General features: G+C 72.0%; 7 protein-coding genes and 1 pseudogene. 3 read left to right on the forward strand and 5 right to left on the reverse strand.

What is annotated here, in order from left to right:
• Window positions 1-151: 151 nt before the first annotated feature.
• Entirely contained in the window at window positions 152-934 is a 783-nt protein-coding gene (locus tag ACH65_RS17730) for an enoyl-CoA hydratase/isomerase family protein (protein WP_049623967.1), read from the reverse strand.
• A gap of 282 nt (window positions 935-1216) precedes the next feature.
• Between ACH65_RS17730 and ACH65_RS17735 the strand changes: the two genes are divergently transcribed.
• The 3 genes and pseudogenes from ACH65_RS17735 (at window position 1217) to ACH65_RS17745 (ending at window position 4044) form a co-directional block, all read left to right on the forward strand.
• Window positions 1217-1936: an FKBP-type peptidyl-prolyl cis-trans isomerase gene (locus tag ACH65_RS17735; protein WP_049623968.1), complete on the forward strand. Its 720-nt coding sequence runs from the start codon at window positions 1217-1219 to the stop codon at window positions 1934-1936.
• A gap of 50 nt (window positions 1937-1986) precedes the next feature.
• Window positions 1987-2813: pseudogene (locus ACH65_RS17740) on the forward strand (CoA pyrophosphatase).
• 355 nt (window positions 2814-3168) lie between these two features.
• Window positions 3169-4044, forward strand: coding sequence for a sulfurtransferase (locus ACH65_RS17745; RefSeq protein WP_049623969.1), 876 nt, complete (start codon window positions 3169-3171; stop codon window positions 4042-4044).
• 48 nt (window positions 4045-4092) lie between these two features.
• Here the strand turns inward: ACH65_RS17745 and ACH65_RS17750 are convergent, their stop codons facing one another.
• The 4 genes from ACH65_RS17750 to uvrA all read right to left on the reverse strand — a co-directional run bounded on the left by ACH65_RS17750 (window position 4093) and on the right by uvrA (window position 9899).
• On the reverse strand, window positions 4093-4851 hold the full coding sequence (locus ACH65_RS17750; RefSeq protein WP_049623970.1) for an enoyl-CoA hydratase/isomerase family protein: 759 nt from the start codon (window positions 4849-4851) through the stop codon (window positions 4093-4095).
• A gap of 13 nt (window positions 4852-4864) precedes the next feature.
• Window positions 4865-6322, reverse strand: coding sequence for a DUF4139 domain-containing protein (locus ACH65_RS17755; protein WP_049623971.1), 1458 nt, complete (start codon window positions 6320-6322; stop codon window positions 4865-4867).
• A 170-nt stretch (window positions 6323-6492) separates the two neighbouring features.
• Window positions 6493-6960 carry an acyl-CoA thioesterase gene (locus tag ACH65_RS17760; RefSeq protein ID WP_049623972.1) on the reverse strand — a complete coding sequence of 156 codons (468 nt, stop codon included), beginning with the start codon at window positions 6958-6960 and terminating at the stop codon, window positions 6493-6495.
• The gene (gene uvrA, locus ACH65_RS17765; RefSeq protein ID WP_049623973.1) at window positions 6957-9899 is read right to left on the reverse strand and encodes an excinuclease ABC subunit UvrA; all 2943 of its coding nucleotides are present in this window, start codon (window positions 9897-9899) and stop codon (window positions 6957-6959) included. Before uvrA ends, ACH65_RS17760 begins: the two co-directional genes overlap by 4 nt.
• Between the last annotated feature and the right edge of the window lie 262 nt (window positions 9900-10161).

Below are 10161 nucleotides of genomic sequence, written 5' to 3' on the forward strand. Positions count from 1 at the left end.
TTTATGAGACACTACACTAGCGGCCGTACGTTCCCTGGCCGGAAGGCGCCGGCACGCGGTGATGTGAGCGCGGCGGCGCGCGACCGGAAACGGACGGCAGTCAGCAGCGTCGCGCACGCATCGACGGGCCGGATCTCCGCGCCCGTTGCGCTCACTCTCCCTTGAACGCCGCCTTGCGTTTTTCCATGAACGCGGCCGTGCCCTCGCGCATGTCACCGGTGGCGAACAGGAGGGCGAAGGTCTGCGTCTCGAATTCCAGGCCCTGGTCGAGCGTGGCCTCGCCGCCGGTCAGCACCGCGTCGAGCACGCCGGCGGCGGCCAGCGGCGCGGTGGCGGCAAGCTGGTCGGCCAGGGCGTTCACCGCCTCGTCGAGCGCCTCGGGCGGGACGAGGCGGTTGACCAGGCCCAGTTCGTAGGCGCGCTGCGCGGACACCGGCGCGCCGGTCAGGCACAGTTCCAGCGCGGCGGCGCGGCCGGCCAGGCGCAGCAGGCGCTGGGTGCCGCCGAAGCCGGGGATCAGGCCGAGGTTGATCTCCGGCTGGCCGAATTTCGCCTTCTCGCTCGCCACGCGCAGGTGGCAGGCCATCGCCAGCTCCATGCCGCCGCCGAGCGCGAAGCCCTGCACGCGGGCGATCACCGGCTTGCCCAGCCGCTCGATCGCGCTCGCCAGTCGCTGCCCCGCGCGCGAGAACGCCTGAGCCTGCACCGTGCTGTAGCCGTGCATCTCGGCGATGTCGGCGCCGGCCACGAAGGCCTTCTCGCCGGCGCCGGCCAGCACCACCACGCGCACCGCGTCGTCCTGCGCGGCCTGGGCGAAGGCGAGGGTGAGTTTGTTGAGCGTGTCGCGATTGAGCGCGTTGAGCTTGTCGGGGCGGTTCACGGTGATGGTGCGCACCGCACCGCGGTGGGCGATCTCGAGATTGCGGTAGGCCATGGCGAACTCCGGCAGTGGCGAGGTGGCGCATGTTAGAGCCTGTTCGGGTCTGTTTGCCCGCAGGCCGGCGCCATCGCCCGGTCGTGGACGGACCTCCATGCATGCACCTCAAAAGCCAGGACCATCCATGGCGCGCGGGCTGCCGGGGCGCGCGCGGGCCGGTTCCTGGCCGCGGGAACCTTTGCCGCCGCGCGGTTTCTCAAGGGAGCGGCCGTGACGCTGCATGAAAGGCGCAAACCGCACTAGGATGGGTGGGATCGCGCCGTACGACGGAGGAAAGGCATGACACGACTGCGCTGGCTGGTGTGCGGACTGCTGGTGTTGACGGCGGCCGCGCACGCGCAGAACCGTGCGGCCGCAGCGGGCAGCCCCGGGGCGAAGCTGGACCGGCACAAGCTCGCCTACGCGATCGGCTACCAGATCGGCGGACAGTTCGCCGGCGGCGATCCGTCGGTGGACCTGCCCACCATGCAGCGGGCGATCGAGGATGCGTACAACAAGCGCGCGCCGTCGGTCTCCGCGCGCGACATGCGCGACCAGCTCGACGCGCTGGACCTGCACATGCGCAGCAAGGCGCAGGTGGATTTCCAGCGCCTGGCTTCCGCCAACGCGCGCAAGAGCGCGGACTTCATGCTGCGCAACCGCCAGCAGCCCGGCGTGGTGCAACTGCCCTCGGGCATCCAGTACTCGGTGCTCAAGCAGGGCGGCGGCGGGGGCGAGACCCCGCGCGTAGGCAGCACCGTCACGGTGAATTTCCGTGCCATGCTGATCGACGGCACCGAGTTCGACAGTTCCTGGGCGCACGGCTCGCCGGTCAGCTTCATCGTCAACAACAAGGTGATCCCCGGCTGGCAGGACGTGATCCAGCGCATGCACGTGGGCGACCGCTGGAGGGTGGTGATCCCGCCGCAGCTGGCTTACGGCGAGCGCGGCCAGCTGCCGCGCATCGGTCCCAACGAGGCGCTGGTGTTCGAGATCGAGCTGCTCGACATCAAGCAGTGAGCGCTGCGCCGGCCACCTTCCGGCCGCGGCTGCACTACCATGATGGGGACATGCCCGACGCTCCCGTCCCGCTCGAACCCTTCACCATCCGCACGCCGTGCATCGGCGTCTGCCGCCTCGACGCGGACGGCCTCTGCGAGGGCTGCCTGCGCAGCGGCGAAGAGATCGCGCGCTGGCGCGCGATGAGCGACGCCGAGCGCCTCCATTGCATGACGCAGGTGCTGCCGGTGCGGCGGCGGCCGGCATGAGCGCCGTCAGGACCGCCGCCCTGGCCGCCGTCTGCGACGACGCGGCCCTGCGCCGGGCGCTGCTCCCCCTGTCCGAACCGCCCTCCGCGCCGGGCTGGAACCATGCCGAGATGGCCGAGCTGCTGGGCGACGTGGAGCGCCGCCCAGCTGCGGTGCTGATCGGCCTGCGGGAGGCGGCGGCGCCGCGTCTGGTGCTGACCGTGCGCACCGCCAACCTGGCCGCGCATGCGGGGCAGGTGGCCTTCCCCGGCGGGCGCACCGACCCGGACGATGCCGACGCGCTGGACACGGCGCTGCGCGAAAGCGAGGAGGAAGTCGGCCTGGAGCGCGCGCTGGTGATGCCGCTCGGTTATTTGGACTGCTTCGAGACGATCAGCGGCTATTGCGTCACGCCGGTGGTGGCGCGCATCGCGGCCGACGCGCAGCTGTACCCGGCGCCGGAGGAAGTGGCCGAGGTGTTCGAGGTGCCGCTGGCCTTCTTCCTCGACCCGGCCAACCTGCGCCGCTACACCATGGACTACCGCGGCCACCGCCGCGCGATGCTGGAGTACGTCCACGGCGGTCACCGCATCTGGGGCGCCACCGCGGCCATCCTCTACAACCTGCTGCAGCGCATGGGCCACGCCTGACGGCGTCGCCGGCGTCCGCACGCGCCACCGCGAGCAGGCCGCAGTAGCCGCAGGCATCCATCGGTGCGCCGTGCGGATGATCCGGCTGCGTGCCGCACCAGCCGCCTGGCCCCGTCCAGGCGGGCGCGGCCATGGGCCAGCCAGGCGATCCAGCGCGGCGGTGTAGGCGGGCGAGGCAAGGACTTTCCCCTGGGGCGCGTCCGGTGCGGTGGACCGGCGCGTCGGCGCTGTGCCGCCCCGCGGGTACGGTCCTGCCCGGCCTTCGTGATCGGCACGGCGTGCCGTCGATGCCGTTGTCACGCGAGCCTGGCGTGGGCGTTACCATCGGCGTCCTTCTCCCCGCGAACCCATCGCCATGCCCGCCAAGACCGCCCTGATCGACGCCGCCGAGCTTGCCGCCCTGGATCCGCAGCAGGTGTTGATCGTCGATTGCCGCGCCGACCTCGCCGACCACGACAAGGGCCGGCGCGACTGGCGCGAGGGCCATATTCCCGGCGCCGTGCATGCGAGCCTGGAGCAGGACCTGTCCGACCTCTCGCGCCAGGCGGAAGGGCTGGGGCGGCATCCGCTGCCGTCGGAGGCGGCGCTGTCGGCCCTGCTGGCGGGCTGGGGCTGGCGGCCCGGCCTGCAGGTGGTGAGCTACGACGCGGCCGGCGGCGCGCTGGCCGCCGCACGCCTGTGGTGGTTGCTGCACCTGGCCGGTGTGCGCGAGGTCGCCGTGCTCGACGGCGGCTGGCCGGCCTGGCTCGCCGCCGGCCTGCCGGTGGAGACCACGGCGCCGGCGGCGTGCACGCCCACCACGGTGGCCCTGCATTACGACCCGGCGCAGGTGCTCGACCACGGCGCCTTGCAGCAAGCGCTGGCCGCGCCCGAACCGTTGCTGGTGGATGCGCGCGCCGCGCCGCGCTATCGCGGCGAGGTGGAGCCGCTCGACCCCGCGGCCGGCCACGTGCCGGGCGCGGTCAACCGGCCCTTCGGCGACAACCTGGGGCCGGACGGGCGTTTCAAGGACGCCGCCGCGCTGCGTGGCGAATGGCTGGCGGTGCTGGGCGGGCATGCGCCGGCGCAGGTGGTGCACATGTGCGGCTCCGGCGTCACCGCCTGCCACAACCTGCTGGCGATGGAGCACGCCGGGCTCGGCGGCTCGCGGCTGTACGCGCCCTCGTGGAGCGGCTGGGTCAGCGACCCGTCGCGGCCGGTGGCGACGGGAGAAGCGAGCGGGCGTCCCTGAGCGGCGCGGCCGGCCGGAAAGCGGGCTCCGGCCGCGGCGCCCTCGGCTTCACGCCTTGCTCTTGAGTCGCGCCACCAGCTGCTTGAGCACCGCTTGGGTATCGTCGTGGAAGAAGGCGTTCACGAAGTCGTCGAGCGGTAGCGCGTCCACGTCGTCGTAGGCGCGCATCAGGTCGGCGCGGGTCAGGGCGCGGGTGGCGAGCATGGCGCGCGAGGGCAGGGCGAGCAGTTCGGTGAGCCAGTGGCGGGCGCGCACCACCACCTGCTCCGTCGCGGTGATCTCGTCGACGAAGCCGCAGGCCAGCGCCTGCTCGGGCGTGAGCATGGCGCCGGCCACCAGCAGCCGTTCGGCGCGGTAGGCGCCGACCACGCGACGCAGGGCGAGCTGGATGTGGTCGGGCACGGTCAGCCCCACCTGCACCTCGTTGAGGCCGATGCGGTAGGGGCCTTCGGCCATCACGCGGTAGTCGCAGAACAGCGCCAGCACGGCGCCGCCGGCCGGCGCGTGGCCGGTAACGGCCGCCACCATCGGCACCGGCGCATGCGCCAGCACGGCGCAGGTGCGGAACAGCTCGCGCCAGTACTCGCGCACGCCGGCGCGGTCCTTGCCGAGCAGCGCCGGCACGTCCACGCCGGCCGAGAACAGGCCGGGCGCGCCGGAGAGCACGATGCCGCGGGCGCCGTCCAGCGGCGCCTGCTCCACCGCTTCGGCCAGGGCCCGGAGCAGGACGAGGTCCAGCGCGTTGACCGGCGGGCGGGCCAGGCGGATTTCGACGATGTCGCTGTCATGGGGAAGGATGTCGAGCATGGCGTGAGCTCCGTCAGCGTGGTTGCTGGTCCGCCGTCCAGCTGTAGCGCACGGCGTAGTCCAGCGTGGCCTGGCCGCCGGCGGGCACCTCGACGCGGAACTCCAGCAGGTCGGGCGTCTGCCGTGCGGGTTTGGCGGAGGACGATACCAGCGTCCATTGCCGCCAGCGGCTGGGGTGCTCGCGCACGGTCACGGTGCGGGCGCTGTCGCCGGCGTTGCTCAGGGTGATGCGGAAGGCTTCGTCCATGCGGCGGCCGGCGCGGTCCACCGTGAAGGCGGTGCGCTCGCGCTGGCCGCGCAGGTCGAAGGCGGTGCCCAGCGTGACGGTGGCGGGGCGGCCCTTGGGCGTGTCCTCGATGCGGCCCTCGCCGATGAATTGCGGCGTGCCGTGTCTGTCGGCGGCGAGCACGCGCAGGTGGCCGGCGGGCAGGCTGTCGAAGGCCTGGATGCGCAGCGTGCTGGTGATCGGCTGCTCGCCGCCGTCGGGGGAAAAGTCGGGGTCGAGCATCGGCTGCGGCGGCCGCCAGCCGCCGCCGCGCTCGTACAGCGCCGTGCGCTCGCAGTCGAGCGTGCGGGTGGCGTACAGCGGCACCTGGCTCACGCTGCCGTCGGGCAGGTCGACCGCGCCGGGCAGGGCGTAGCTGCGGTAGTCGGCCAGGGTGGACTGCTCGGGCAGCGCGTCGGCCTCCGGTGCGGCGGCGGCCTTGAAGCTGCGGGCCATCATCATCGGCTGCGGCGCCGAGGCCTTGGCGAAGCGTGGCTCGCCGGCGATCAGGGTCAGCGCCACCTCGTGCCAGTCGCGCCCGCTGCGGTTGGCGATGCTGGCGCGCGACTCGAAGGCAAGCCGGCAGGCGCCGCCCGGCTGCAGGGTGCCGACATAGGCGGCGCGCCAGCCCAGGCCCGCGGTAGGGTAGCTCAGCACGGCGTCGGCGCCGCCGGCGCGCGGCGCGTCCAGGCGCAGCTGGAGGCTGGAGCCGGGGCTGAAGCGGCCCTGGGCGCGCACCGCGGCGTAGTCGCGGACCAGGCTGGTCTGGCCGCCCTCGCCTTGCACCAGCAGGCCGTCGCCGGCGCGCAGCAGGGTGCCGCGGGCGAGCGGCTGGCCGTCGCTGCCGAGCACCTCGACCGGCTGGCCGACCAGGCCGGCCAGCGCGGCGCCGGCGCCCTGGCCGAGCAGCAGCCGCTGCGAGAGCACGCGGGCGCCGCCTTCGACGCCGAGCGCCAGCGCCTCGCTGTCCAGGTAGCGCGGCAGGCCGCCCAGTGTCACGTCCTGCACGCCGGCGCGCAGGTCGAGCCGGCGCGGCTCGCGCACCACGGCGTAGCCCTCGTCCACGCCGCCGGCGTCGCCGCTGGCGTAGAGCGCGGCGCTGTCGCTGCGGTAGAGGGTGAGGGCGGTGGGCGTGGCGGCGAAGGCCGGTGCGGCGAGGGCGACGGCGGCGGCGAGCGCGGCGAGGCGCAGGAGTGGCTGACTCACGGGCGGCTTCCTTCTCTCGTTGGGTCGCCGGGCATCTTACGGGCAACCCGTGGAGTCCGGTGGTGAAGCGCGGCCGGTACGGGATGGCGAGTCAGGCTGGAGACGGGTGGATGGCGGCGGCCGGCGACTCGCCCGATAACGGGCGGGCCGCGCGTCTCCGGTACGCCGCTTCAGCCCGCCGGCGCCGCCGCGCTGCGGATCGCCGCCGGCAGCGCCACCGGCCGTCCGGTGGCCGGGTTCATCCACACCATCACCACCTGGCCGTCGCTGTACAGCCGGGCCGGATCGGCCGCATCCACGATGCGGTGGCCGATGGTCATCGAGCTGTTGCCCAGGCGCAGGCAGCTCAGCTCCACGTGCAGTTGCGCGGGCCATTCGATCGGCTGGCGGTAGTTGATCTCGCTGGCCGCCAGCACCGGCATCGACTGCTCGTCGAACCACGGCCCCGGCACATGGCGCAGCCATTGCAGGCGGGCCTCTTCCAGGTAGGTGAGGTAGTTGGAATTGTTGACGTGGTTGAAGGCGTCGAGGTCGCGCCAGCGCACGCCGATCGAGGCCACGAACAGCGGCGCCGGGGCGACCGGGGCCGGGCCTACGGCGCGTTCCGCGGCGGCGCTGTCGGAGGTGGCGTGGCTCATGAGCGCTTCTTCCTGGGAACGGGCTTGTGCTTGTCGGCGGAGGCGATGTGCTTGATGGCGGCCTTGGTGCGCTTGCCCGCCTCCGCCGCGCGCGCGGCCTTGCCCGCCGCGACGGGCTTGAGGTGCGGTGCGAGGAAGTGGCCGGTGTAGGAGCCGGGCGTGGCCGCGATCGCCTCCGGCGGTCCGGCGGCGATGATGCGTCCGCCGCCGGCGCCGCCCTCGGGGCCGAGGTCCACGATCCAGTCGGCGGTCTTGATCACATCGAGGTTGTGCTCGATCACCACCACCGTGTTGCCCTGGTCCACCAGCTGGTGCAGCACGTCGAGCAACTGCTCGATGTCGTGGAAGTGCAGGCCGGTGGTGGGCTCGTCGAGGATGTACAGGGTGCGGCCAGTGTCGCGCTTGGACAGCTCCTTGGAGAGCTTCACGCGCTGCGCCTCGCCGCCGGAGAGCGTGGTGGCGCTCTGGCCGAGCTTGATGTAGTCCAGGCCCACCGCGCGCAGGGTGTCGAGCTTGCGGGCGAGGCCGGGCACGTTCTCGAACAGCTTGAGCGCATCCTCCACCGTCATGTCGAGCACGTCGGCGATGGTGTGGCCCTTGTACATGATCTCCAGCGTCTCGCGGTTGTAGCGCTTGCCCTGGCAGACGTCGCAGGGCACGTACACGTCGGGGAGGAAGTGCATCTCCACCTTGAGCATGCCGTCGCCCTCGCAGGCCTCGCAGCGGCCGCCGCGCACGTTGAAGCTGAAGCGCCCCGGCGTGTAGCCGCGCGCGCGCGCCTCCGGCACCTGGGCGAACATCTCGCGCAGCGGGGTGAACAGGCCGGTGTAGGTGGCCGGGTTGGAGCGCGGCGTGCGGCCGATCGGCGACTGGTCGATGTCCACCACCTTGTCGAACAGGTCCAGCCCTTCCACCGACCTGTACGGCGCTGGTTGTGTGCCGGCGCCGTTGAGCTCGGCGGCGGCGAGGCGGAACAGGGTGTCGTTGGTGAGCGTGGACTTGCCCGAGCCGGACACGCCGGTGATGCAGGTGAGCAGGCCGGCCGGCACCGCCAGGTCCACGTCCTTGAGGTTGTTGCCGCTGGCGCCCTTGATGCGCAGCCAGCTGTCCTGGTCGACCGGCTGGCGGCGCTCCTCCGGCACCTCGATCGCGCGACGGCCGGACAGGAACTGCCCGGTGAGCGAGCGCGGCGCGGCGAGGATGTCGCCGAGCGAGCCCTGCGCCACCACCTCGCCGCCGTGCACGCCGGCGCCGGGGCCGATGTCGAGCACGTGGTCGGCGGCGCGGATGGCGTCCTCGTCGTGCTCCACCACGATCACCGTGTTGCCGAGGTCGCGCAGGCGGGTGAGCGTGCCGAGCAGGCGTTCGTTGTCGCGCTGGTGCAGGCCGATGGAGGGCTCGTCCAGCACGTACATCACGCCGACCAGGCCGGCGCCGATCTGCGAGGCGAGGCGGATGCGCTGCGCCTCGCCGCCGGAGAGCGTGTCGGCCTGGCGGTCCAGCGTGAGGTAGTTGAGGCCCACGTCGTTGAGGAAGGAGAGCCGCTCGCGGATCTCCTTGACGATCTTGGCCGCGATCTCGCCACGCCAGCCGGCCAGCGTGAGCGCGTCGAAGAAGGCCAGGGCGTCGTCGATCGAGCGGCGGGTGAGCGCGGGCAGCGCCTGCTCGGCCACGAACACGTTGCGCGCCGAGCGGTTGAGGCGCTGGCCCTCGCAGGTGGGGCAGGGCTGGTCGCTGATGTACTTGGCCAGCTCCTCGCGCACCGCGGGGGATTCGGTTTCCTTGTAGCGGCGCTCCAGGTTCGGGAGGATGCCCTCGAAGGCGTGCTCGCGGGTGACCTTGCCGCCGCGCTCGGTGAGGTAGCGGAAGGCGATCTTCTCCTTGCCGCTGCCGTAGAGCACGGCCTTCTGCACCGCGACGGGCAGGTCCTTCCAGGGCGTGTCCACGTCGAAGCCGTAGTGCGCGGCCAGCGACTGCAGCATCTGGAAGTAGTGCGGATTGCGCCGGTCCCAGCCGCGGATCGCGCCGCCGGCGGTGGAGAGCTCCGGATGGCCCACCACGCGGGCAGGATCGAACACCTGGGTCACGCCCAGGCCGTCGCAGCCCGGGCAGGCGCCCACCGGCGAGTTGAAGGAGAACAGGCGCGGTTCCAGTTCCGGCAGCGAGTAGTCGCACACCGGGCAGGAGTAGCGCGAGGAGAGCAACTGCTCGGGCGCCTTCGCATCGTCCATGTCGACCACGACGACGAGGCCGTCGCCGAGGCGCAGCGCGGTCTCGAAGGATTCGGCCAGGCGCTGCTTCAGGTCCTCGCGCGGGCGGAAGCGGTCCACCACCACCTCGATGGTGTGCTTCTGGCGCAGGGTGAGCGGCGGCACGGCGTCCAGGTCGTGCACCGTGCCGTCCACGCGCACGCGCACGAAGCCCTGCGCGCGCAGTTGCTCGAACACCTGCACGTGCTCGCCCTTGCGTTCACGCACCACCGGGGCCAGCAGCATGAAGCGCTTTTCCGGGTCCAGCGCCAGCGTGGCGTCCACCATCTGGCTCACCGTCTGCGCCTCCAGCGGAATGCCGTGGTCGGGGCAGCGCGGCGTGCCCACGCGGGCGTAGAGCAGGCGCAGGTAGTCGTACACCTCGGTGATCGTGCCCACGGTGGAGCGCGGGTTGTGCGAGGTGGATTTCTGCTCGATCGAGATTGCCGGCGACAGGCCCTCGATGTGGTCGACGTCGGGCTTCTCCATCATCGAGAGGAACTGCCGCGCATAGGCCGACAGCGACTCCACGTAGCGCCGCTGGCCCTCCGCGTAGATGGTGTCGAAGGCGAGCGAACTCTTGCCCGAGCCGGACAGGCCGGTGATCACGATCAGCTTGTCGCGGGGGAGGTCGAGGTCGACGTTCTTGAGATTGTGCGTGCGTGCGCCGCGGATGCGAATGGTGTCCATCGCTGGGTATATGGGGGTGGATCCTGCACTATACCAACCTGGACAGGTCAGTTATTCATGGTGGCACGAGTATTTGATCTTGCCCCCGTTTCACGGATACCCGGATAAGCGGTTCACTATCGCCATCCGGAGTGAGCAAGATGACCAAACAGGCAGAGAGCAAGGTAAAGCGGCAGCGCTTCAGCGAGGAGTTCAAGCGGCAAGCGTTGCTGCGTGCGGTGAAGGACGGCGTGCCCGCGGCAGCGCGTGACCTGGGGCTGCA

Origin of the sequence: Frateuria defendens (assembly GCF_001182895.1) — a bacterium.
GTDB lineage: Bacteria > Pseudomonadota > Gammaproteobacteria > Xanthomonadales > Rhodanobacteraceae > Frateuria_B > Frateuria_B defendens.

Coding starts and splice junctions, on each gene's coding strand:
- ACH65_RS17760 (WP_049623972.1), bottom strand. CDS start 6,960: ATGAGCCACGCCACCTCCGACAGCGCCGCCGCGGAACGCGCCGTAGGC.
- ACH65_RS17750 (WP_049623970.1), bottom strand. CDS start 4,851: ATGCTCGACATCCTTCCCCATGACAGCGACATCGTCGAAATCCGCCTG.
- uvrA (WP_049623973.1), bottom strand. CDS start 9,899: ATGGACACCATTCGCATCCGCGGCGCACGCACGCACAATCTCAAGAAC.
- ACH65_RS17745 (WP_049623969.1), top strand. CDS start 3,169: ATGCCCGCCAAGACCGCCCTGATCGACGCCGCCGAGCTTGCCGCCCTG.
- ACH65_RS17730 (WP_049623967.1), bottom strand. CDS start 934: ATGGCCTACCGCAATCTCGAGATCGCCCACCGCGGTGCGGTGCGCACC.
- ACH65_RS17735 (WP_049623968.1), top strand. CDS start 1,217: ATGACACGACTGCGCTGGCTGGTGTGCGGACTGCTGGTGTTGACGGCG.